This window comes from Stenotrophomonas veracruzanensis, assembly GCF_032911525.1.
Classification (GTDB): Bacteria; Pseudomonadota; Gammaproteobacteria; order Xanthomonadales; family Xanthomonadaceae; genus Stenotrophomonas; species Stenotrophomonas africana.
On sequence record NZ_JAWJTI010000048.1, the window covers coordinates 1 to 25,077 of the forward strand.

A 25,077-nucleotide genomic window follows, 5' to 3' on the forward strand; every position below is an offset into this window, starting at 1 on the left:
GGGAGGGTGGGTTGGCTGGGGGACGCCGTGAATACGTCCCTGTAGGCTCGGTCGCCGCATCCATGCGGCTCACGCCCCTGCGCAGCCCACCCGCCCGGCCACGGACAGGTTCCTGCGCGGCCAGCCACGAAAGACAGAACAAGAAATCAAAAGCAAAAGCCGGTCGCTTCGCTCTTCAATGCCTGACTTCTGAGATTTCCCTGGTTGCCGGCCAGCGGCCGGCACTACCGCAGAGCATGCACGCATGGCGTGGATTTACCGCAGATCGCGGAAATCTGTCGAAGGCGGGGTGGGTCCGGTGGCGGGGGTGTCCGCGGCATGGATGCCGCGGCCAAGCCCCCAGGGACGGGTTTACGGCGTCCCCCGCCACCGGAACCACCCCGCCATCCCACGGAAATCCTGTTTTTGCTTTGGCAACTGCTGTTGCTGTTGCTGTTGCCGTTGCCCTGGCCTCGGCGGGTGCCGGGCGCCGCCCGGCCAAAGCCCTTCCCCCGCTTCCGGTACAATGTCGGGCCCGTTTCCCAACTACGGTTCCCCGGACATGATGGTCCTCGAGGGCGCGCCCGCCCTGTCGCCGTTCCGCCGCGAACGTCTTGAATCCCGCCTGCAGTCCATCGCGCCCTCCCTGCGCATCAGCGGTGCCTGGCACGTCTACTTCGTGCAGCCCGAAGGCAGCGCCGCTCCCGACCTCGACACCCTGTGCCGCATCCTTGAAGCGGCGCCGCAGGCCGAAGCCGTGGCCGAAGGCGCGGTCAGCCGCATCGTGGTGCCGCGCCTGGGCACGCTGTCGCCGTGGTCGAGCAAGGCCACCGAACTGGTCCGCGGTGCCGGGCAGCCGGTCAGCCGGGTGGAACGCGGCCTGCGCATCGACGTGCAGGGCTGGCCGGCCGATGCCGCCGCCCAGCAGGCGCTGGTCAAGGCGCTGCACGACCCGATGACGCAGTCGGTGCTGGAAACCGTGGAGCAGGGCCAGGCGCTGTTCTCGGCGCCGGCCCGGGGTGAACTGGAACGCGTGCCGGTGGACCAGCTGGAGGCGGCCAACCAGCGCCTCGGCCTGGCCATGGCGCAGGACGAGATCGACTACCTGCGCGAACGCTTCACCGCGCTGGGCCGCTCGCCGTCCGACGTCGAGCTGATGATGTTCGCGCAGGCCAATTCCGAGCACTGCCGCCACAAGATCTTCAACGCCAGCTGGACCATCGACGGCCAGGAACAGGACCGTTCGCTGTTCCGGATGATCAAGAACACCCACCAGCAGACCCCGCAGCACACGCTCAGTGCGTACAGCGACAATGCCGCGGTGATCGAAGGCCATCCGGCGTCGCGCTACCGCCCCGATCCGGCCAGTGGCGAGTACCGCCGCGAGCCGCAGGTGCCCAGCGCGTTCCAGATCAAGGTGGAAACGCACAACCATCCGACCGCGATCGCGCCGTTCCCAGGCGCATCCACCGGCAATGGTGGTGAGATCCGCGACGAAGGCGCGACCGGTCGTGGCGGCAAGCCGAAGGCGGGCCTGTCCGGTTTCTCGGTCTCGCACCTGCGCATTCCGGAACTGCCGCAGCCGTGGGAAGCGCCGCGCGCGCTGAACCCGCGCATGGCCCCGGCGCTGGAAATCATGACTGACGGCCCGCTGGGCGGTGCTGCGTTCAACAACGAATTCGGTCGCCCGAACCTGCTCGGCTACTTCCGCAGCTTCGAGCTGCCGGAAGGCGCCGATCTGGTGCGCGCGTACGACAAGCCGATCATGCTGGCCGGTGGCCTTGGCGCGATCGATCGCGTGCAGGTCGACAAGATCCAGCTGCAGGCCGGTGATGCGGTCATCGTGCTGGGTGGCCCGGCGATGCTGATCGGCCTGGGCGGCGGTGCCGCCAGTTCGGTGGCCTCTGGTGAAAGCGCCGAGGACCTGGACTTCGCCAGCGTGCAGCGCGACAACCCGGAAATGGAGCGTCGCTGCCAGGAGGTCATCGACCGCTGCGTGGCGATGGGTGCCAACAACCCGATCAAGTTCTTCCATGACGTCGGCGCCGGTGGCCTGTCCAATGCCATCCCCGAGCTGCTGCACGACTCCAAGGTCGGCGGCGTCATCGACCTGGGCAAGGTGCCCACCGATGACCCGTCGCTGTCGCCGATGCAGCTGTGGTGCAACGAGTCGCAGGAACGCTACGTGCTGGGCGTGGCCCAGGAGCGCCTGGCCGAGTTCGCCGCCCTGTGCGCCCGTGAGCGCTGCCCGTTCGCCGCCGTTGGCGTGGCAACCGCCGAGGAACACCTGGTGGTGGCTTACGGCGCCGTGCCGGGTCACACCCCGGCCGATGCCCCGATCGACCTGCCGATGGACGTGCTGTTCGGCAAGCCGCCGAAGATGCACCGCGACACCGCGCACCCGCCGGCACCGCGCTGGCCGGCGCTGAAGACCGGCGGCCTGGACCTGCAGGAAGCCGGCCTGCGCGTGCTCGCGCACCCGACGGTGGCTTCGAAGAACTTCCTGGTCACCATCGGTGACCGCAGCGTCGGTGGCCTGACCGCACGTGAACAGATGGTCGGCCCGTGGCAGCTGCCGGTGGCCGACGTGGCGATCACCCTGGCCGACTTCGACGGCGTGGCCGGCGAAGCGATGTCAATCGGCGAGCGCACCCCGCTGGCCCTGCTCGACGCGGCGGCGTCGGCACGCATGGCGGTGGGCGAAGCGCTGACCAACCTGTGCGCGGCGCCGGTTGATGCGCTGGATGAGATCAAGCTGTCGGCGAACTGGATGGCCGCGGCCGGCCACCCAGGCGAAGACGCGCTGCTGTACGACGCGGTGAAGGCGGTGGGCATGGAGCTGTGCCCGCAGCTGGACATCAGCATCCCGGTCGGCAAGGACTCGCTGTCGATGCAGGCGCAGTGGCACGACCAGGGCGAAGCGCACAAGAGCGTGTCGCCGGTGTCGCTGGTGATCTCGGCGTTCGCGCCGGTGGCCGACGTGCGCCAGCAGCTGACCCCGCTGCTCGACCGCGAGGTGGACAGCGAGCTGTGGCTGATCGGCCTGGGCGCCGGCAAGCAGCGCCTGGGCGGTTCGATCCTGGCCCAGGTGCATGCCGACCACGGCGATCTTCCGGCCTTCGCCGGTGCCGCGCCGGACCTGGACGACCCGCAGCGCCTGCGTGGCTTCTTCGAGCTGATCCGCGATGCGCGCCAGGCCGGCCTGCTGCTGGCCTACCACGACCGCAGCGACGGCGGCGCCTTCGCCGCGCTGTGCGAAATGGCGTTCACTTCGCGGCTGGGCCTGGACATCACCCTTGATGCCTGGGGCGATGATCCGTTCCGCAGCCTGTTCAATGAAGAGCTGGGCGCGGTGGTGCAGATCGCACGCGAAGACCGCGCCGCCTTTGCGGACCTGGTCGAGCGCCATGCACTGATCGAATGCGCGCAGCGCATCGCCAAGCCGACCACCGCACCGGTGGTGCGCGTGTCGCTGGGCGGCGAGAACCTGGCCGAGTGGCGCTGGGACGCGCTGTTCGACGCCTGGTGGTCGGTCACCCACGCGATGCAGAAGCGCCGTGACAACCCGGCCAATGCCGATGCCGAGCGCGAGATCGCCCGTGCCTTCACTGCGCCGGGCCTGAAGCCCAAGCTCAGTTTCGACCTCAATGAGGACGTGGCCGCCCCGTTCATCAGCACCGGTGCGCGTCCGCGCGTGGCGGTACTGCGCGAGCAGGGCGTCAACGGCCAGATCGAAATGGCCAACGCCTTCGAACGTGCCGGCTTCCGCGCCTTCGACGTGCATATGAGCGACCTGATCGAAGGCCGCGTGGCATTGCAGGACTTCACCGGCCTGGTCGCCTGCGGTGGCTTCAGCTACGGCGACGTGCTGGGTGCCGGCCGTGGTTGGGCGACCTCGATCCTGGAGCGCAGCGCGCTGCGTGATGCCTTCGCCGCGTTCTTCGCGCGCGAAGACAGCTTCGCGCTGGGCGTGTGCAACGGTTGCCAGATGATGAGCCAGCTCAAGGGCATCATTCCGGGTGCCGAGCACTGGCCGCAGTTCCGCCGCAACGCAAGCGAGCAGTTCGAGGCCCGTACCGCGCTGCTGGAGGTGGTGGAATCGCCGTCGATCCTGCTGCGCGGCATGGCCGGTTCGCGCCTGCAGGTGGCGGTGGCGCATGGTGAAGGCCAGGCCGTGTTCGACAACGCCGTCGACCAGGCGGCCGCTCGCGTTTCGCTGCGCTACATCGACGGCAACGGCAACGTGGCCAGCCAGTACCCGCTGAATCCGAACGGTTCGCCGGACGGTATCACCGGCCTGACCAGCAACGACGGTCGCGTCACCATCATGATGCCGCACCCGGAACGTACGCCGCGCGCGCTCAACCTGAGCTGGGCCCCGGCCGAATGGCAGGGTGACTCGCCGTGGATGCGCATGTTCCGCAACGCGCGGGTGTGGTGCGGTTGATCGCATCACATCGCGCAGGCATCAATGCCGCCGCGTATGGAAAAACCCGCCGTTGATCGGCGGGTTTTTCTTTGCGCGCGTGAAACTCCTGTCGCGGCCGCTAGTTACATCGATTTTCATGCGGCGGAACTTCGTCACGCATGCCTAACAAAAAGCTCTCATAAATGCGTGAAATGGTGAACTGCTTCACGGCAATAGGATTTGCCGTGTCAAAGTCTTGACGATTTGGAAAGTTGCCGTTAACACTTGAACCCCGTTTCAGAATCATTCATTTCGCAGTAACCGGTTGGCGCACGCGCTCGGTTTTCTGTCGCTGCGCGCCGTTCGGCAATACCCCGCAGTAAATCACGCGAATAAACGCCCCCAGGGGACGTTGGGCCGGAAAGCCCAGCGGTGGCGTTGCTTTGCCCAAAACCAGTCCAATCAGGAGCCGTACCGATGAATCGGATTTATCGCAAGGTCTGGAACAAAGCATTGGGTCAGTTGGTGGTGGCCTCGGAACTGGCCTCCTCCGACAGCAGCAGTGGCGGGGTCGTCGACCGGCGCCGCGATGCGACCCAGGCCACACCCGCACTGCTGGCGGTGGCACTGGGCCTGGCAGTGGGGGTGGGCATGAGCGGCACTGCCGCGGCACAGTCGGTGCAGATCGGTGGCAGCGCTACCTGCGTGGCCTTCAGCGGCAAGCTGCTCGAAAAGTGCCTGATCGAAGGCTCGGCCAGCGCCAAGGGCAGCAACGCGGTGGCGATCGGCAGCAACAGCAACGCCAGTGCCGCCAACAGCGTTGCGCTGGGCGCTGGTTCCAAGGCCACGCGGGCCAACGCCGTGTCCGTGGGTGATGCCGGCAAGGAACGGCAGATCACCAACGTTGCTGCAGGCACCCAGGCCACCGATGCGGTGAACAAGTCACAGCTGGATGCGCAGGCGCGTGCTACCCAGGCCGCGCTGGCCGACGTTGCCGCCGATGGCAACCGCTATTTCAAGGCCGACGGCGCAGGCGATGACAGCGACGCGGCGAAGATCGACGGGCAGGGCGCGGTTGCGGCCGGTGCCGGCGCGCAGTCGCTGGCCAACGCCACCACTGCCATCGGTACCCAGGCCATTGCCGCGGGCCTGGGCGCCAGCGCGTTCGGCCAGGGTGCTTTGGCGATCGGCGATGCCAGCGTGGTAGTCGGGCAGAGCGCGGCCGCGTTCGGCCTCGGCGATACCGCCGTCGGTGCCAGTGCTTACGCCGCCAGCGAAAATGGCGCGGCCACCGCCCTCGGTGCGCTGTCCGAAGCCTCGGCCGATGGCGCCACTGCCGTGGGTGGCGGTGCGGTGGCGATGGGGCCGGGCAGCACCGCGCTCGGTCGTGGTGCTACCGCTGCCAACGAAGCATCGATTGCCGTGGGTGCCTTCAGCACCGCCGTCGGTGAATACAGCACCGCGCTGGGTTCGAATGCCGCTGCGGTCGCCACCGGCAGCGTGGCGCTGGGCGCGGGCTCGCTGGCCGACCGCGTCGATACCGTGTCCGTCGGTGCCGCCGAATACGGCCTGACCCGGCAGATCACCAGCGTGGCCGCAGGCACCGAAGACAACGATGCCGTCAATGTCGGCCAGCTGAAGGGCGTCGCCGCCGTGGCCGATGCCACCGCCAAGCGCTTCCAGGCCACCGGCAGCAGCAACAGCGATGCGGGTGCACTGGCCGAAGGTGACGATGCACTGGCGGCGGGCGAGGCCGCCAATGCCCTCGGCAACGGCACCACGGCCGTCGGTGCCGGCGCCGCGGCCGTCGCGCAGAACGCGACCGCCGTGGGCAACAACGCACTGGCCTCGGGCCAGAACAGTGCCGCGTTCGGCAACAACGCGCAGGCCAACGGTCCAGGCAGCGTTGCCGTGGGTGGCGCCGCGGTGGACGCCGACGGCAACCCGCTGATCACCAGTGGCGGCGTACCGGTGGAGACCGGTGCCACCAGCGCCGGCGTCGGTGGCACCGCGGTCGGCGCCAGTGCCGAAGCCAGCGGCTTTGCGGCGTCGTCCTACGGCGTCGGCGCCTATGCCGCCGGCGCGCAGGCATCCGCATTCGGCGCGGTGGCCAATGCCATCGGTGACTACTCCACCGCGCTGGGTACGCAGAGCAATGCCACCGGCACCAGCAGCGTCGCCATCGGTGGCCCGGCCGACCTGATTCCGGGCCTGGGTTTCTTCGTGCAGACCCAGGCCAGCGGCGAAGCGGCGACCGCCGTCGGCGCCGGTGCCATCGCAAGCGGTGACCGCGCGGTGGCCAACGGCAGCCTGACCGAAGCCTCCGGTGCTGAAGCCACGGCCGTTGGCTACTTCGCTTACGCCCCGGGTGAGAATGCCAGCGCGCTGGGTGCGCAGACCTGGGCCAGCGGCGCGCAGAGCACGGCCGTGGGTTACTACGCCACCGCACGCGGCGCCAACAGCGTCGCGCTTGGCGCGAACTCCGAAGCGGTGCGTGCCAACAGCGTGGCTGTCGGCAGTGCAGGCAACGAGCGGCAGATCACCAGCGTTGCTGCGGGCAGCGAAGCCACCGATGCGGTGAACAAGGCCCAGCTCGATGCCGTGGCCAGCACCGCTGATACCACCGCGCGTTTCTTCCAGGCACAGCCGGAGGCGGGCAGTGACGCTGGCGCACTGGCCGATGGCGAAGGCTCCATCGCTGTGGGCTCGTCGAGCAATGCGATCGGCGCCGGTGCCATCGCGCAGGGTGCAGCCGCGTCGGCCATCGGCGATGACAGCGTGGCCGTGGGCCGCAACAGCGCAGCCACCGGCAATGGCGGTGTCGCCATCGGTGGCCTCGGCCAGGCCTACGACGAGTTCAACCAGCCGATCATCGGTGCTGACGGCACGGCGCAGCAGGTGGGTACCACCGCTGTTGCCGATGCCACGGCAGTGGGCAGTGGCGCGCAGGCCACCGGGGCTGCCAGCAGCGCCTTCGGCAACGCTGCCAAGGCCAGTGGTGACAACAGCTTCGCCGCAGGCGGCAAGTCGCGCGCCACCGGCAGCTATGCAGTCGCGGTCGGCGACAGCGCATTCGCCAGCAGCGATGACAGCACCGCAGTAGGCGGTTACAGCTGGGCGACTGCCAGTGGCGCGGCAGCATTCGGTTCGGGTGCATGGGCCACTGCCACCAACGCCGCGGCGTTCGGTAATGCGGCGTGGGCCAGTGGCAGCGGCGCCACGTCCATCGGTTACAACAGCTGGGCCAACGGCACCAGTTCCACGGCGGTCGGCCGCGGTGCCTTCGGCTATGGCGACAACAGCGTGGCACTGGGCTTCCAGGCGCTGGGCAACAGCATCAACAGCATCGCCATCGGCACCAATACAGTGGCCAGTGGTGAGAGCGCGATCGCGCTTGGCGCCGGCAGCAACGCCAGCGCCAGCAATGCTGTCGCGCTCGGTGCCGGCTCGGTCGCCAGCCGTGCACGCACGGTGTCGGTGGGTAGCAGCGGCAACGAACGGCAGGTCAGCAACGTCGCCGCCGGTACCCAGGCCACCGACGCGGTGAACAAGGCACAGTTGGATGCGGTTGCGTCTACCGCTGCCACCACCAGCCGCTTCTTCCAGGCCAGCGGCAACGGCGACGAAGTGGCCGGTGCACTGGTGGAGGGGGACAACGCACTGGCGGCGGGTGATGCCGCCAACGCCATCGGCAATGGCGCCACCGCAGTGGGCAGCGGCGCCAACGCGCTTGCCAGCAACGCACAGGCGCTGGGTTTCAACGCATTGGCAACTGCGGCCAACGCCAGCGCGGTCGGTGCCAACGCACAGGCCACGGGCGAGTACGCAACTGCGCATGGTGCGGAAAGCGAAGCCAGCGGCGAGCAGAGCGCGGCGTTCGGTGCGGCCAGCATCGCCAGCGGTGCCGGCAGCACTGCCAATGGCGCGCTGTCCGAAGCGTCCGGCGAAGAAGCCGTGGCCCTGGGCTACTTCAGCAATGCCAGTGGCGACGCGGCCACCGCTGTCGGCAGCGAGAGCGTGGCCAGTGGTACGGCGTCGGCGGCCTTCGGTATCGGTGCCGAAGCCATCGGCGGTTACAGCACCGCCATCGGTGGCTATGCACAGGCCTCGGCCTTCAATGCCACTGCGTTCGGCAACTTCGCCAATGCATCCGGTTCCAACAGTGTGGCAGTGGGCGGCGATTCGGAAGCCTCCGGCGCTTACAGCACCGCCACCGGTCAGGGCAGCCTGGCCACCGGCACCAACAGCGTCGCCGTCGGTGGTTCGTTGTTCGGCGTGCTGGCCACCGAGGCCTCGGGCAACTACTCCACTGCGGTGGGTGGTGGTGCCTGGTCGGGCGGCATCAACAGCACCGCGCTGGGCAACGCCGCCGAATCGCGCGGCGCCAACAGCGTGGCGCTGGGTGCCGATTCGATCGCCGATCGCGACAACACCGTGTCGGTAGGCGGCGGCGGCAACACCCGCCAGATCACCAATGTGGCCGATGGCACGCAGGGCAATGATGCGGTCAACAAGAACCAGCTCGACGCCGTAGCCGCGGCAGCGGAAAAAACCAGCAGGCAGTTCCAGGCCAGTGGCAATGCCGACGGTGAAACCGGCGCGCTGGTGGAGGGTGACAACGCGTTGGCGGCTGGTGACGCGGCCAACGCGATCGGCAACGGCGCCACCGCACTCGGCAGCGGTGCCAATGCGCTGGCAGCCAACGCCACCGCCGTGGGCATCGATGCGCTGGCCACTGGCAGCAACGCGGCGGCCCTGGGCAGCACGGCACAGGCCACCGGCGAGGACAGCCTGGCCCTGGGCACCGGTGCCGGCGCCAGCGAGGTCGGTGCAAGCGCGGTGGGTGCGCGTGCTCAGGCCAGTGGCGCCTACAGCACGGCCACGGGTACAGAAGCCAATGCCAGCGGCGGGCAGGCGCTCGCCAGCGGTTTCCGCAGCGCGGCTTCGGCTGATGGCACCACCGCAGTGGGTGGCTACGCCGAAGCCAGCGGCCGCCTCGGCACCGCATTGGGCTACGGCTCGGCAGCCAGCGGTGCCAACACCACTGCAGTCGGCTTCGGTGCCGCTGCGGCCGGTACCGGTGCCGTTGCAGTGGGTCAGTCCAGCGAGGCCAGTGGTGAGGAGAGCGTGGCCATCGGCGGCAGCACCTTCTTCGGCCTGATCCCGTCGCGTGCCAGTGGCACCGGTGCGGCGGCGTTCGGCGCCGGTGCCTGGGCCACCGAAGACTACGCGACCGCGATTGGCTGGAATTCGTGGGCGGCAGGCAGCAGCGCCACCGCGCTGGGTGCCAACGCCACCGCCAATGGCAGCAACAGCGTTGCGCTCGGCGCAGGCTCCAAGGCCGACCGTGACAACACCGTCGCCGTCGGCAAGGCCGGCGGTGAGCGCCAGGTGACGCACGTCGCGGCCGGCACCGAAGCCACCGATGCGGTGAACAAGGGCCAATTGGATGCGGTCGCCGGCGTCGCCGACAAGACCAGCCGGCAGTTCCAGGCCAGCGGCAACGCCGATGGCGAAGCCGGTGCACTGGTCGACGGCGACAATGCGCTGGCAGCCGGCAATGCGGCCAACGCCATCGGCAACGGCGCCACCGCGCTGGGCAGCGGTGCCAATGCCATGGCCGCCAACGCCACCGCCGTGGGCTTCGATGCGCTGGCTACCGGCAACAACGCGGCGGCGCTGGGCACCAACGCACAGGCCAGTGGTGTCGACAGCGTGGCCGTGGGCAGTGGTGCCAGCGCCAGCGAACTCGGTTCCAGTGCCACCGGTGCCGGCGCACAGGCCAAGGGCGCCTACAGCACCGCCAGCGGTGCGCAGGCCATCGCCAGCGGCACGCAGTCGCAGGCCAATGGCTTCCGCGCCAGTGCTTCGGCCGACGGCGCGTCGGCCATCGGCAGCTATGCCGACGCCAGCGGCCGTCTGGGTACCGCCGTTGGCTACGGCAGCAAGGCCACCGGCGCCAATGCGACCGCGGTGGGCGTCAGCGCCAACGCCAGCGCGGCCGGTAGCGTAGCGCTGGGTGCAGGCTCGGTCGCCGATCGTGCCAATACCGTGTCGGTCGGTAGTGCCAGCAGTGATCGCCAGATCACGCGTGTCGCTGCCGGTACCGAGCGCTCCGATGCGGTCAACCGGGGCCAGCTCGATGCGGTCGCCGCTACCGCCGATGGCACGGCGCGCTACGTCAAGGCCACCGGCGCGGGTACCGCCAGCGCCAGCGGCAACGATGCCGCCGCGATCGGTTCGGCGGCCACTGCCAGCGGCGCACGCAGCAATGCGCTGGGTGCCAACGCGATGGCCATCGGCAACGGTGCCCTTGCACTGGGTACCAGTGCCGGCGCGTCCGGCGCGAACTCGGTGGCGCTGGGTGCTGGTTCCCGTGCGCTCGATGCCAACGTGGTGTCGGTGGGCGGCGGCAACGGCACCGACGGTCCGGCCACGCGCCGCATCGTCAACGTAGCCGATGGCCGCATCGCCGCCGGCAGCAGCGATGCCATCACCGGTTCGCAGCTCAACGTCACCAACCAGCGGGTGGGTGCGGTGGAAACCCGCGTGGGCGATTTTGATTCTCGTATCGCCACCGTTGAAACCACTGCGGCCAGCGCAGTCGGCTATGACGACGCCAGCCGCGATCGCCTGACCCTGTCCGGGTTCCAGGGCACCACCATCGACAACGTTGGTGCCGGCAGCATCGCCGCGGGCAGTCGCCAGGCGATCAACGGCGGCCAGCTGTTCCAGTCGCTCAGCGATGCCGCCAGCTTCCTTGGTGGTGGCGCCAGCGTCGGCATGCAGGGCGTGTTCGTGGCGCCGAACTATGTGATCCAGGGCGCCACCTACAGCAACGTCGGCGATGCGCTGGGCGCGCTGGACCGCAAGGTCAGCGAGATCGACCGCCGCACCGCCGGTGGCTCGCGTGCGGGGACTGCCAACCTGCGCGCGATGAGTGCCTCGCTGGATGAGAGCCCGCTGGCCAGCACCGCTGATGCACCTGCAACGGCCGACGCGGCACCGGCCAGCACCGCGCGGGTGCAGGGCACGCCGACCGCTGCCGCCGCCGGTGCCGGGATTCCGGTTGGTACTCCCGCGACGGGCTTCAATGCCGTCGCCATGGGCGAGGGCGCCGTCGCCAGTGGCGCTTCATCCACGGCCATCGGCCAGGGGGCCAATGCCACCGCTGCGAACGCGGTGGCGCTGGGCCAGGGTTCTGTCGCCGATCGTGCCAACACGGTCTCGGTGGGCAGTGAAGGCAACGAGCGCCAGGTCACCAACGTGGCGGCCGGTACCACGGCCACCGATGCGGTGAACAAGGGCCAGCTCGACCGTGGCATGGCCACCGCCAACAGCTACACCGACAGTCGCGTCCAGGCCGTCGCCGACAGCTTCGATGTGTTCAAGGGCGAGATCGACGGACGCCTGCGCCACATGGACCGCCGCATCGACCGCCAGGGCGCGATGAGTGCCGCGATGCTCAACATGGCCACCAGTGCCGCCGGTATCCGCACCCAGAACCGGGTCGGCGTCGGCATCGGTTTCCAGGGCGGCGAGTCGGCGTTGTCGTTGGGCTACCAGCGTGCGATCAGCGATCGCGCCACGGTCACCCTCGGCGGTGCCTTCAGCAGCGACGACAGCTCGGTTGGCGTCGGTGCCGGCTTCGGCTGGTAAGCCACTCCATTGCGCCGGCGGCCACCCACGCCGGCGCCAAACCTGCAATGAGGGCCTGGGGGGAGGTCACGGCAATCCCGGCTGGGCCGGCCGGGAGTCGTCAAGGAATGATGGCCGCAGTGTTGGTTCGATCCATGACCCAGAAGAGGAATTCGACGTGATCAAGAAGCAGAACCTTCGCATCAATGTGCTTGCCGCCGCCGTGCTGTCGATGACGGCTGTCGGTGCCGTCCACGCTGCTGGACTGCCGACCCGTGAGCCGGTGCGCCAGGCCAGTACCGCCCAACCGGGGGCCGAGCGCATCATCGTCAAGTACCGTGCCGGCGCTGCTGCCGCCACCGACCGCTCGGCGAAGCTGTCCACCGTGCAGTCCGCACTGACCCGTGCCAGCCTCTCCGGCGGCACCTCCCGCGCCAGTACCCTCGGCCCGCAGGTGGTGCGCAAGCTGTCGACCGGTGCGGACCTCATCCGTGTGCAGGGCCGCCTGGCCCCGGCCGAGCTGCAGCGCGTACTGAAGGAGCTGAAGGCCGACCCGTCGGTGCAGTACGCCGAGGCCGATGTGAAGCTGCGCCGTACCGAGCTGCGTGCCGGTGACGTGCAGCCGGCGCTGGCGCCGAATGATCCCTACTACCAGCAGTACCAGTGGCACCTGCACAACGCCACCGGCGGCATCAACGCACCGTCGGCGTGGGATGTATCGCAGGGCGAAGGCGTGGTGGTGGCGGTACTCGACACCGGTATCCTGCCGCAGCACCCGGACCTGGTCGGCAACCTGCTGGAAGGCTACGACTTCATCAGCGATGCCGAGACGTCGCGCCGTGCCACCAACGATCGCGTGCCGGGCGCGCAGGATTATGGCGACTGGGTCGAGAACGACAACGAGTGCTACACCGGCTCCGTCGCCGAGGACAGCTCCTGGCACGGTACCCATGTGGCCGGTACCGTGGCCGAGCAGACCAATAACGGCGTCGGCATGGCCGGTGTCGCGCACAAGGCCAAGGTGCTGCCGGTCCGCGTGCTCGGCAAGTGCGGTGGCTACCTTTCCGATATCGCCGACGCCATCACCTGGGCGTCTGGCGGCACGGTGGCCGGCGTACCCGCCAATACCAACCCGGCCGAGGTCATCAACATGAGCCTCGGCGGCAGCGGCAGCTGCGACGGGACCTACCAGGATGCGATCAACGGCGCGATCTCGCGGGGCACCACCGTGGTCGTGGCCGCAGGCAACGAGACCGACAACGCCTCCAAGTACCGCCCAGCCAGTTGCGACGGCGTGGTGACCGTCGGCGCCACCCGCATCACCGGCGGGATCACCTACTACTCGAACTACGGCACCCGTGTGGACCTGTCCGGTCCGGGCGGTGGCGGCAGTGTGGACGGCAATCCGGGCGGCTACGTCTGGCAGTCCGGCTCCGATGCGGCCACCACGCCGGAGTCGGGCAGCTACAGCTACATGGGCATGGGCGGCACGTCGATGGCCTCGCCGCACGTGGCTGCTGTTGCTGCACTGGTGCAGAGCGCGCTGATCGCCAAGGGCAAGGATCCGCTGGCCCCGGCCGCGATGCGCACCCTGCTGAAGGAGACCGCGCGTCCGTTCCCGGTCGCCATTCCGGCAGCCACCCCGATCGGTACCGGTATTCTCGATGCCAAGGCCGCGCTGGCCAAGGCACTGGAAGAACCGTGCACCGAGAACTGCGGGCCGGTGGCCACGCCGCTGACCAACAAGGCTGCCGTCGGTGGCCTGAATGGTGCTGCCGCCAGCAGCCGCCTGTACAGCTTCGAAGCCGTCGCCGGCAAGCAGCTCAGCGTGATCACCTACGGTGGCACCGGCAACGTGTCGGTCTACATCGCCCAGGGACGCGAGCCGAGCGCCAGCGACAACGACGGCAAGTCGACCCGTCCTGGCACGTCCGAAACGGTGCGGGTGAACAAGCCGGTGGCCGGCACCTACTACATCAAGGTGGTGGGCGAGGCGGCCTACAACGGCGTGAGCATCCTTGCCACGCAGTAAGCACGCACTGTCGTAGTTGAATGGCCGAAGCCCGTCACCGCATGTGACGGGCTTCGTCTTTTTACGAAAGGTGGCGGAGAGGCGGCGTAAATCATGGCTTAACTGCTAAAGTCGAGCCGATTGACAGGAGAGTCATGTGAACGCGCTTGCTGCTACCGCCGCTGCCGACGACGCTGAAGGCCGCATCCTGGATGCGCTGCTGGCGCGCGGCCGGCTGAAGGAAGGCGATCTGGCACGTGCGCGTCCGCTGCACGCAGAGGCCGGCGGAAGCCTGCTGGGCCTGCTGGTGCGGCTGGGACTGGTTTCCGAACGTGACCAGGCGCAGGCCAGCGCCGAGGTGCTGGGCCTGCCGCTGCTGGAAGGCAAGCAGTTGCCCGAGGCACCACCGCAGGGCCTGGCGGAGGGAGTGCCGCTGTCGCTGCGCTTCCTCAAGCAGTTCCATGTCTGCCCGCTGGCGCTGGATGAACGGGGCGTACGGCTGTGGCTGGCCGATGCCCACGATCCTTACCCGCAACAGGCCGTGCAGCTGGCACTGGGTGTACCGGTGACGCCGGTGCTGGGCATGCGCGCGGAGATCGACGATCTGGTCGAGCGCTGGTTCGGCCAAGGCCGCAGCGCGATGGGCGCGATCGTCGAAACCGCCGACGGCGAAGGCGGCGCGGTCGATGACATCGAACACCTGCGCGACCTGGCTTCGGAAGCGCCGGTGATCCGCCTGGTCAACCTGGTGATCCAGCGTGCGGTGGAGCTGCGTGCCTCGGACATCCATGTCGAACCGTTCGAGAGCCGGCTGAAGGTGCGCTACCGCGTCGACGGTGTGCTGGTGGAGGGTGAAAGCCCGCCGGCCAACCTCACCGCTGCGGTGATCAGCCGCATCAAGATCATGGCCCGGCTCAACATCGCCGAGCGCCGCCTGCCGCAGGATGGCCGCATCATGCTACGGGTGCAGGGCAAGGAGCTGGATCTGCGCGTGAGCACGGTGCCCACCGCGCATGGCGAAAGCGTGGTGATGCGTCTGCTCGACCGTGAAACGGTGGTGTTCGATTTCCATCGCCTCGGTTTCACCGACGCGTTCCTGCCGCAGTTCCGCAAGGTGCTGGAACAGCCGCACGGCATCCTGCTGGTGACCGGCCCGACCGGCTCGGGCAAGACCACCACGCTGTACACCGCGCTCAGCCAGCTCAACACTGCCGACGTCAAGATCATCACCGTTGAAGACCCGGTTGAATACCAGATCGAGGGCATCAACCAGATCCAGGCCAAGCCGCAGATCGGGCTGGACTTTGCCAACGCCCTGCGCAGCATCGTGCGCCAGGATCCGGACATCATCATGATCGGCGAAATGCGCGATCTGGAAACCGCGCGCATCGCGATCCAGTCGGCGTTGACCGGCCATCTGGTGCTGTCCACCCTGCACACCAACAATGCGGCTGGCGGCATCACCCGCCTGCTCGACATGGGCGTGGAGGACTACCTGCTCACGTCAACCATCAACGGTATCCTGGCCCAGCGCCTGGTGCGCCGGCTGGAACCGACCCACGCCGAGCGCTACGAAGCCTCGCCGGAAGAGATTGAACGCTTCGAGCTGCGCCGCCTGCAGCCGCAAGGGCCGATCCATCTGTTCCGCCCCAAGCCCTCGGCGCTGGCGCCGACCGGCTATCTGGGGCGTACCACCATCATGGAATTCCTGGTGATGAACGATGCGCTGCGGCGTGCGGTGATGCGCCGCGACGGCATGGGCGAGATCGAACGCATCGCCCGCGAAGCCGGCATGCGCACCATGTACGAGGATGGCCTGTCCAAAGCACTGAGCGGGCAGACCACCATCGAGGAAGTGCTGCGCGTGACCGAGGAAAGCTGATGCGCGCAGGATCCCGGGGCTGATATGCCGACTTACCGCTACAAGGCGCTCAATCCGCACGGCGAGATCTTCGACGGTCAGATGGAAGCGGCCAGCGAGGCCGAGCTGGTGGCGCGCCTGCAGGACCAGGGCCATCTGCCGATGGAGACGCAGCTGGCTGATGGCGGCGCGATCGGTGGCAGCAGCTGGCGCAACCTGCTGCGCCAGCGCCCGCTGCAGGGCGCCGCGCTGCTGCAGTTCACCCAGCAGCTGGCAACCCTGCTCGGGGCCGGCCAGCCACTGGATCGTGCGCTGTCGATCCTGCTCGGCCTGCCGGAAGACGAACGCTCGCGCCGCGCGATCACTGATATCCGCGATGTGGTGCGCGGTGGTGCACCGCTGTCGACCGCGCTGGAACGCCAGCACGGCCTGTTCTCGCGCCTGTACGTGAACATGGTGCGTGCCGGCGAAGCCGGCGGCAGCCTGCACGAGACCCTGCAGCGCCTGGCCGACTATCTCGAACGCAGCCGCGCGCTGCAGGGCAAGGTGATCAACGCGCTGGTCTATCCAGCCATCCTGCTGGTGGTGGTGGGCGGTGCGCTGCTGTTCCTGCTCGGCTACGTGGTGCCGCAGTTCGCGCAGATGTACGAGAGCCTGGATGTGGCGCTGCCGTGGTTCACCAACGCGGTGCTGCAGCTGGGTCTGTTCGTGCGCGACTGGTGGGTGCTGCTGCTGGTGGTGCCGGCGGTGCTGGTGCTGTTCCTTGAACGCAAGGCGCGGCAACCGGCCTTCCGGCTGGCGCTGGACGGCTGGTTGCTGCAGCGTCGCGGCATCGGCCGCCTGCTGGGTGAACTGGAAACCGCGCGATTGGCCCGCACGTTGGGTACCCTGCTGCGCAATGGCGTGCCGCTGCTGGGTGCCCTGGGCATCGCCCGCAACGTGCTGGGCAACCGCGCGCTGGCCGCCGATGTGGAAGCCGCCGCAGACGAAGTGAAGAACGGTGCCGGCCTGTCGCTGGCGCTGTCACGCGGCAAGCGTTTCCCTCGCCTGGCGCTGCAGATGATCCAGGTTGGCGAGGAATCCGGCGCCCTCGATACCATGCTGCTGAAGGCCGCCGACACGTTTGAACAGGACAGCGCCCGCCGCATTGATCGTCTGCTGGCGGCAATGGTGCCGGCGATCACCCTGGTGCTGGCCTCGGTGGTGGGCGCGGTGATCGTGGCCGTGCTGGTACCGCTGTACGACCTGACCAATGCCATCGGTTGACGATGGATCCCTACGCAACCCCGAAACTCCGCAACTGAAAGGACCGACCATGATTGCTTCCCGTCGACCGATCCGCCTTTCCTTCACCGCCGCGCGCAACCAGTCGGGCATGAGCCTGCTGGAAATCATCATCGTCATCGTACTGATCGGCGCGGTGCTGACCCTGGTGGCCAGCCGCGTTCTGGGCGGTGCCGACCGCGGCAAGGCCAACATCGCCAAGGCGCAGGTGCAGACCGTCGCCTCCAAGATCGACAACTATCAGATCGACACCGGCAAGCTGCCGGGTTCGCTGAACGACCTGGTGACCGCACCGGCCGGTGTCGGCGGCTGGCTGGGCCCGTATGCCAAGCCGGCCGATCTGAACGACCCGTGGGGCCACGCGCTGGAATACCGTGCGCCGGGCGAGGGTCAGCCGTACGAGCTGGTCAGCCTGGGCAAGGACGGCAAGGCCGGCGGCAGCAGCGTCGATGCCGACATCCGTTACCAGCCGTAAACCTGCATGACCCATTTCCTGCCGCGCCGGCTGCCACGCCCGCGCCTGCACGGCAGGCGTGCGGCGGGCCTGTCGCTGCTGGAAATGCTGCTGGTGATCGCGCTGATCGCTGCGATCGGCCTGATCACTGCTGCAGGGCTGTCGCGCGGGTTCGCCGGCATGCAGCTGCGCAGCGCCGGCAAGGACATCGCCAACCAGCTGCGCATGGTGCGCGCGCAGGCTATCGCCCGTGGCGAGCCGCAGCGTTTTGTCATCGAGCCGGCAAAGCGGCGCTGGGAAGGCGCCAACCAGCGCCACGGTGACGTGCCGGCACAGCTGCAGGTGCAGTTCGAAGGCGCCGCGCAGCTGGCCACCGCGCCGGGGCAGGGCGTGATCGAGTTTCACCCCGATGGCGGCTCCAGCGGTGGCCGCATCCGGTTGCAGCGTGACGACGCCGAATGGCGCATCGATGTTGGCTGGTTGACCGGCGAGGTCCGCTCCGGCCCCTGGCGGTCGCAATGAAGCGGCGCGCCCGCGGCTTCACCCTGCTGGAAGTGATCATCGCCTTCGCCCTGCTCGGGTTGGCGCTGACCCTGCTGCTGGGAAGTCTCTCAGGTGGCGCGAAACAGGTGCGCGAGGCCGAGCTGCGCACGCGTGCGGTGCTGCATGCGCAGTCGCTGCTGGCCGAGGCCGGGGTTGCCTCGCCACTGCAGGTCGGCAGTCAGCAGGGTGACTGGGAACAAGGCCGCTACCACTGGCAGCTGCAGGTGCAGCCGTGGGTGGAGCCACGCGCCGGCAACGTGGCGCAGGCGCAATCTCAATCACCGGGTGCCCCCTGGTTGGCCGAGCTGCAGCTGCAGGTGCGGTGGGGCGACAGTGAGCGTGAGCAGCTGCGCTGGCGCAGCCTGCGCCTGTTGCCGCCGGACCTGGAGAGCGCGCGATGAAACGCCGCGCCGCGGGTTTCACTCTGGTTGAAGTGATGCTGGCCACGGTGCTGCTGGCCGGTGGCCTGGCGTTGGCGTTCGCCAGCGTTCGCTCGGCGATGGCGGTCAGCCAGCGCGGCGAGCAGATCGCTGCCGAGAGTGAACGCATGCGCGCAGTGGAGGCGTTGCTGCGTCGGCAGTTGGCAGGCGCGCTACGTACGCCGCTCGAAGCGCCTGATCCCACCCGCGAGCCGATCTTCTTCCAGGGTGAGGAGAATCGCATGCTGTTCGCCGCGGATCTGCCGGGCTATCTCGGTCGGGGGGGATCGTACCTGCATGCACTGCAGGTTGATGGCCGCAATGGTCAGCAACGTCTGTTGCTGGATCTGGTGCTGCTGCAGGAAGGCGAGCGCATCGCGGAGAATCCACCACGTCCGCCGGAAGTGCTGGTGGAGAACCTGAAGTCGGTGCAGCTGCGCTATCGCGGCATCGATGCCAGCACCGGCCAGGTGACCGACTGGATGCCGCGTTGGGACGATACCCGTCGCCTGCCGATGCTGGTGGAGATCCAGATCGTGCCAGCCAAGGGCGCGCCCTGGCCCACGCTGGTGGTGGCGCCGCGCGCCGGTGGCAGCGGAGGTGCACGGTGATCCGGACACGTGGCGCGGCACTGGTGCTGGTGCTGTGGCTGATCGCGTTGATGACCGCACTGGTCGGCGCCTTCGCGCTGAGTGCGCGTGTCGAGCACCTGCAGCAGCGGGTGCTGGATGACGATGCGCGTGGCCAGGAGCGTGCACGGGCGGGTCTGGAGTACGCATTGACGCGGCTGTCCGCCGATCCGCAGCGGGCGCCCTGGCGCGCCGATGGCCGTACCTATCGATGGCAGTTCGATGACGCCAGCATCGAGATCAAGGTGCTGGACGAGAACGGCAAGATCAACCTGAACCTGGCCGACGTGACCCTGTTGACCGCCTTCCTCAAGGCGCTGGGCGAAGACGAAGGGGCAGCGCGGCAGTTGGCCGGTGCCATCGTCGACTGGCGTGACGAGGACAGCCTGCTGCAGCCGGGAGGGGGCGCCGAGGCGCCTGACTACGCGGCGGCCGGGTTGCCGTACGGCCCGCGCAACAAGCGTTTCGAGACCCTTGGCGAGCTGCAGCGGGTGCTCGGCATGCGTGGGCCGCTGTATCAGAAGATGCTGCCGCACCTTACCCTGTACAGCCGCCAGGCGCGGCCGGATCCGCAGTTCGCCAGTGCCGTGGTGTTGACCGCATTGGGCCTGGACGCCGATACCGTGCTGGCCCAGCGTGCCCAGCAGGAGCGTGATGCCGATTCCGCTGCCGGTGCGTCAACCCTTGCCAGCAGCAGTGGCACCTATAGTATCGAGTCCCGTGTCACCGACGGCAGTGGACGCCGGTCGGTGTTGCAGGCGGTGGTACGCAATGGCTCGGGCGGGGTTCCCGGGCGGTCCTACACAGTGCTTCGCTGGGAGCAGGGAATGACAGCAAGATGACGGCTTGGCAGGACAGTCTGCGGCAGGTGCAGGGCCGGATCGGCCCCGGCGTCGGCCGCTTCCTGCGCTGGTGGCGGCAATCGCTGCTGGCCTGGGTGCCGGCTCGTTGGCAATGGGCGCTGGGCTGGGCACAGGCACGCCTGCTGCTGCAGTGCGAGGGCGAGCAGTTGCAGGTCTGGCGTGAGGCGGGCGAGCGTCGCGAGCCGGTGGCGCGCCTGCCGTGGCCGCTGTCGCCGGTTGAACTGGACCGGGTGCTGGAGGCGCGGCTGCGCAGCCTGCCGCGGGTGTGGCTGCTGCCGGCCGGCGATGTACTGCGTCGTCAGCTGCGGTTGCCTGCGGCGGCGGCCGACCGCCTGCGCGCGGTGGTCGGCTTCGAGATCGATCGGCAGACGCCGTTCGAATCCAGCCAGGTCAGTTATGACGTGCGTGAACTCGGTGTGGCCGGCGAAGGCCAGCTGCAGGTCGAACTGGTGGCCTGGCCTCTGCGCCAACTGGAGGCCTGGCGCAACGACGTGGGCCAATGGGCCGACGCGCTGGCCGGTGTCGATGCGATTGATGCACAGGGCACCACGCTGCAGGTGAACCTGCTGCCGCCCGCACAGCGCCAGGTGCGGACCGATCCGATGCGGCGCTGGAACTTGCTGCTGGCGGTGGCCGCGGTGGTGATGCTGGTGCTGGCCGGCCTGCAGCTGCTCGACAACCGCCGCGCGGCGGCCGAAGAACTGCGCGCGCAGGTGGAGCGCAGTGCGCGCAGTGCACGCGGCGTGGCCAGCGAACGAGCGCAGCTGCAGGCGTTGATCGACGGTGCGGCGTTCCTGGAAAAGCAGCGCAGCCAGCGCGCAGGTACGGTGGAGATCTGGACCGAACTGACCCGCCGCCTGCCGGAAGGAACCTACCTGGAAAAGCTGGCCATCGAGAGCAACAACCTGCAGTTGATCGGGCTCAGCCGGGAGGCCTCGCAGCTGGTGCAGCTGCTGCAGGACGCGCCGCAGTGGCGCAAGGTCAACCTGACCGGTGTGCTGCAGGCCGATGGTGCCGCCAGTGGCCGCGACCGCTTCACCATGACCGCTGAGCTGCAGCCGTTGCCGGCAGCGGCCCCGACCCGGGAGGCGGCCGATGCCGATGCCAAGCGCACGCCGTGACCGCTGGCTGGCGCTGGCGCTGCTGCTGGCAGTGCTGGGCCTGGCCTACCTGCTGCTGGTGCACCCCTGGTTCACCCAGCCGCTGCGCGAGATCGATGCCGATGTCGCGGCGCTGCGCGAGCGCGAGTCGCGCGTACAGTCGCAGCTGCAACAGCAGCCGCAGATCGAACAGCGCCTGCGAGCCACACGCGAAGCCCTGCAGCAACGGCCGGGATTCCTGCGCGAGGCCACCGCCGAAGCCGCCGCCGCCGCACTGGGCGCCAAGCTGCAGGATGCGGTGGCGATGGCCAGCCCGGGCAACCGCAGCTGCACCATCAGCAACCGCACGCCGCTCACCGACAACCGGCGCGACGCCGAGTTCGTGCGCGTTGCCATGCAGGTACGCCTGCGCTGTGGCGTGGCCGAACTGGCCACCGTGCTGCACAGCCTGGAAACCGGCAGCCCGCGTTTGTTCGTCGACAACCTCAACCTGATCGCACAGCGCTTCCAGCAGTCGCCGAATGAATCCGGGCTCGGCCTGGACGTGTCGTTCGAACTGGCCGGTTACCTGCTGCCCGGTGCCGCTGCCGATGGCGCTGCGCCGGCACCTGCCGCCGAGCCGGGCGCGGGGGCGCCGCCGCCATCGACCGCACCAACACCCGCACCGGCTGCGCCGGAAGAAGGGCAGGAGGTGGCCGATGAAGCTTGAGCAGATCAGCCTGCGTACCGGCTTCCTGCTGGCACTGGCCGGCTGGGCGGCAGCGGTCTGGCTGGCCACCGGCTTCGGTCTGGGCAGCCAGCTGCCAGGTGCGGACGGTGATGCCGATGCGGTGCCTTCGTTGCCGGTGCTGCCGCCGTTGGCCGCAGAACGCATGGCCAGCGCCGACAGTTACAGCGCCATCGGCGAACGACCGCTGTTCGCCGAGGACCGCAGGCCGAAGCCCTACCTGCTCGGCGGCAGCGAGCCCGCCGCCAGCGCCGCGCTGCGCCTGACCGGCGTGCTGCTGACCGGCGACTTCGGCATGGCCACCTTCACCACCGAACAGAACCGCTCGCTGCGCCTGCGCCTCAATGGCGACGCCGTGGATGGCTGGCAGCTGGTGGGGCTGGCGCCACGCCAGGCCACGGTGATCGGCCCCGGTGGCAACCAGGTGCTGGAACTGGCCGTATTCAATGGGCAGGGCGGCGAGCCGCCGACCGTGCTGCGCGGCGCCAACGGTGCGCCGCCGGCAGGTGCCATCGTTGTGCCGCCCCCGGCAGGCGCTCCGCCGGCACCGCCGGCGGCGGCTGCAACCCCATCGCCGTCGCCTGCTGGCAGTGCGCCAGCGCCTTCGGCTGCGGCGGCCGCCACACCGCCTGCCAACAACAACGGCCCCAGCGAAGCGCAGATGCAGGCCATCCGCGAACGCATCCAGGCCCGTCGCCGCCAGCTGCAGCAACAACAGCAGCAACAACCGTCGCCGCCCCCGGGCGATGGCACCAACCGATAGAGTGAATGCATGAGCCTGCGTTTTCTTCCCTGGTCCTTTGCCCTCGCGCTGCTGGTCGGCTGCAGCACCGTGTCCGCGCCGCATGTGCAGCGCAAGGGCAACCTGACATCCACCACCGATGCCGGACAGGCAGCGGAGGTGGCCGCCGATGCCGCCCGCGACGCACAAGGTGCGCCACAGGCGGTGATCCGTCGTGGCACCGGCACCATGATCAACCGCGAGGCAGCCCGCTCGCCGGCACCGGCACTGCATGGCGCCAGTACCGGTGAAGCGACCTTCAACTTCGAAGGCGAGTCGGTGCACGCGGTGGTCAAGGCGATTCTCGGTGACATGCTGGGCCAGAACTACGTGATCGCACCGGGGGTGCAGGGTACGGTCACGCTGGCAACGCCCAAGCCGGTGTCGCCGGCGCAGGCGTTGAACCTGTTGGAAATGGTGCTGGGCTGGAACAACGCACGCATGGTCTACAGCGGTGGCCGCTACAACATCGTCGCCGCCGACCAGGCGCTGGCCGGCACGGTTGCGCCGAGCACTGCGCCGGCCGCCAGCGCGCGCGGTTTCGAAGTACGTGTGATCCCGCTGCAGTTCATCTCCGCCACCGAGATGAAGAAGGTGCTGGAGCCGTATGCGCGGCCCAACGCCATCGTCAACGTCGACAGTGGCCGCAACGTGATCACCCTGGGCGGTACCCGCGCCGAGCTGGAAAACTACATGCGCACCGTCGAGATCTTCGACGTTGACTGGCTGTCGGGCATGTCGGTGGGTGTGTTCCCGATCCAGTCCGGCAAGGCCGAGCAGGTCGCCGCCGACCTGGAGAAAGTATTCGGCGAGGAGAGCAAGACGCCAAGCGCCGGCATGTTCCGCTTCCTGCCGCTGGAAAACGCCAATGCGGTGCTGGTGATCACCCCGCAGGTGCGCTACCTGGACCAGATCCAGCAGTGGCTGGACCGCATTGATACGGCCGGTGGTAGTGCCCGCCTGTTCTCCTACGAACTGCGCTACATCAAGGCGCGCGACCTGGCCGAGCGCCTCAGTGAAGCGTTCGCCAGCAGCGGCAACCGCGGTGGCTCCAGCGCTGCATCGCTGGCACCGGGCGCGATGCCATCGCAGCTGGGCAGTGATGGCGACCGTGGCATGGACAGCAACAACAGCAGCAGCTTCGGTTCGACCCCGGGCGGCAGCGCCAGTGGTGGCGGCAATGGCAGCATGAACCTGCCGCAGCGCCAGTCCGGCAACGTCAGTGTCAGCCTGGAAGTGGAAGGCGACCGCGTGGGCGTGTCGGCGGTGGAGGAAACCAACACCCTGCTGGTGCGTTCGACCCCGCAGGCCTGGCGCTCGATCCGCGAAGTGATCGAGAAGCTGGACGTGATGCCGCTGCAGGTACATATCGAAGCGCAGGTGGCCGAAGTCTCGCTGGATGGCGACCTGAAGTACGGCGTGAACTGGTTCTTCGACAATGCCGTGGCCGGGCGTGCGCTGACGGGAGCATTGGGTGGCGTGACCCTGCCGGCAGCAGCGGGTGGCTCCTGGAGCAGCTTCGCCGGTGCCGCGACCGGTGGCGAAGGCCTGGGCTGGGCATTCACCGGCCACAACGGCGCAGCGGTGGTGAGCGCGCTGGACAAGGTCACCGATGTGCGCCTGCTGCAGACCCCTTCGGTGTTCGTGCGCAACAATGCCGAGGCCACGCTCAACGTGGGCGACAAGGTGCCGATCAACACGACTACGGTGAACACCGGCATCGGCACCAGCAGCTACAGCTCGGTGCAGTACATCGACACCGGCGTGATCCTGAAGGTGCGCCCGCGCGTGACGCGCGACGGCACGGTGTTCCTCGACATCGTGCAGGAAGTGAGCAGCGCCTCGAACGTGCCCGACAACTGTAATCCGACCGAGCGCAACTGCAACCCGCGGATTTCCACCAAGAAGCTGTCGACCGAAGCGGCGGTGCAGAGCGGCGACACCATCATGCTGGCCGGCCTGATCACCGACTCGGCCACCGATGGCAGCAGCGGCATTCCTGGGTTGAGCCGGATTCCGGTGGTGGGCGCGCTGTTCGGGCAGAAGAGCCGCACCAGCCGTCGTTCCGAAGTGATCGTGCTGCTGACCCCGAGCATCGTGCGCAACAGCCAGGAAGCGCGCAATCTGACCGACGAGTACAGCCAGCGCTTCCGCGCGATGGAGCCGCTGAACCAACCGCGCGCAAAGAAGTAGGGGGTTTATGGCCGGGCTGCGCCCGGCACCCGCAGAGGCCAGAGCCGGAGCCAGAGCAACGGCAACAGCGGGTTTACTGAGGGATGGCGGGGCACTGTGGGTTTGCGGGGACGCCGTAAATACGTCCATGTAGGCTTGGTCGCCGCATCCATGCGGCTCACACCCCGCAAACCCACAGTGCCCCGCC

The 25,077-nt window shown here is 68.6% G+C and carries 14 protein-coding genes; all 14 read left to right on the forward strand.

Annotated elements, in window-relative coordinates; genetic code table 11:
- Positions 1–541: 541 nt before the first annotated feature.
- The 14 genes from purL to gspD all read left to right on the forward strand — a co-directional run bounded on the left by purL (position 542) and on the right by gspD (position 24,890).
- Positions 542–4,426 carry a phosphoribosylformylglycinamidine synthase gene (purL, locus tag R1H25_RS18825; protein WP_088480972.1) on the forward strand — a complete coding sequence of 1,295 codons (3,885 nt, stop codon included), beginning with the start codon at positions 542–544 and terminating at the stop codon, positions 4,424–4,426.
- A 438-nt stretch (positions 4,427–4,864) separates the two neighbouring features.
- Complete coding sequence (locus R1H25_RS18830) at positions 4,865–12,046, forward strand: ESPR-type extended signal peptide-containing protein (protein ID WP_317224337.1); 7,182 nt, start codon at positions 4,865–4,867, stop codon at positions 12,044–12,046.
- 157 nt (positions 12,047–12,203) lie between these two features.
- Positions 12,204–14,057 (forward strand): S8 family peptidase, encoded by a 1,854-nt coding sequence (locus R1H25_RS18835; protein WP_057501350.1) that lies wholly within the window; start codon positions 12,204–12,206, stop codon positions 14,055–14,057.
- A gap of 136 nt (positions 14,058–14,193) precedes the next feature.
- Positions 14,194–15,918 (forward strand): type II secretion system ATPase GspE, encoded by a 1,725-nt coding sequence (gene gspE / locus R1H25_RS18840; protein WP_317224338.1) that lies wholly within the window; start codon positions 14,194–14,196, stop codon positions 15,916–15,918.
- 24 nt (positions 15,919–15,942) lie between these two features.
- The gene (locus R1H25_RS18845) at positions 15,943–17,163 is read left to right on the forward strand and encodes a type II secretion system F family protein (RefSeq protein WP_057501351.1); all 1,221 of its coding nucleotides are present in this window, start codon (positions 15,943–15,945) and stop codon (positions 17,161–17,163) included.
- Positions 17,164–17,212: 49 nt separating this feature from the next.
- Entirely contained in the window at positions 17,213–17,656 is a 444-nt protein-coding gene (gene gspG, locus R1H25_RS18850) for a type II secretion system major pseudopilin GspG (protein WP_004154150.1), read from the forward strand.
- Positions 17,657–17,662: 6 nt separating this feature from the next.
- Positions 17,663–18,157 (forward strand): GspH/FimT family pseudopilin, encoded by a 495-nt coding sequence (locus R1H25_RS18855; protein ID WP_049443607.1) that lies wholly within the window; start codon positions 17,663–17,665, stop codon positions 18,155–18,157.
- On the forward strand, positions 18,154–18,579 hold the full coding sequence (locus tag R1H25_RS18860) for a prepilin-type N-terminal cleavage/methylation domain-containing protein (RefSeq protein WP_049443609.1): 426 nt from the start codon (positions 18,154–18,156) through the stop codon (positions 18,577–18,579). Before R1H25_RS18855 ends, R1H25_RS18860 begins: the two co-directional genes overlap by 4 nt.
- Complete coding sequence (locus tag R1H25_RS18865) at positions 18,576–19,208, forward strand: type II secretion system protein J (protein WP_049443611.1); 633 nt, start codon at positions 18,576–18,578, stop codon at positions 19,206–19,208. Before R1H25_RS18860 ends, R1H25_RS18865 begins: the two co-directional genes overlap by 4 nt.
- A complete protein-coding gene (locus tag R1H25_RS18870; protein ID WP_049443613.1) occupies positions 19,205–20,068 on the forward strand; it encodes a general secretion pathway protein GspK in 864 nt (287 codons plus the stop codon). Before R1H25_RS18865 ends, R1H25_RS18870 begins: the two co-directional genes overlap by 4 nt.
- Positions 20,065–21,210, forward strand: a complete 1,146-nt coding sequence (locus R1H25_RS18875; RefSeq protein WP_317224339.1) for a PilN domain-containing protein — start codon at positions 20,065–20,067, stop codon at positions 21,208–21,210. The genes R1H25_RS18870 and R1H25_RS18875 overlap by 4 nt, the downstream gene beginning before the upstream one ends.
- Entirely contained in the window at positions 21,191–21,898 is a 708-nt protein-coding gene (gene gspM, locus R1H25_RS18880; protein ID WP_317224342.1) for a type II secretion system protein GspM, read from the forward strand. Before R1H25_RS18875 ends, gspM begins: the two co-directional genes overlap by 20 nt.
- The gene (locus tag R1H25_RS18885) at positions 21,888–22,679 is read left to right on the forward strand and encodes a hypothetical protein (protein ID WP_317224340.1); all 792 of its coding nucleotides are present in this window, start codon (positions 21,888–21,890) and stop codon (positions 22,677–22,679) included. The genes gspM and R1H25_RS18885 overlap by 11 nt, the downstream gene beginning before the upstream one ends.
- Positions 22,680–22,688: 9 nt before the next feature.
- Positions 22,689–24,890, forward strand: a complete 2,202-nt coding sequence (gene gspD, locus R1H25_RS18890) for a type II secretion system secretin GspD (protein ID WP_317224341.1) — start codon at positions 22,689–22,691, stop codon at positions 24,888–24,890.
- Positions 24,891–25,077 lie beyond the last annotated feature (187 nt).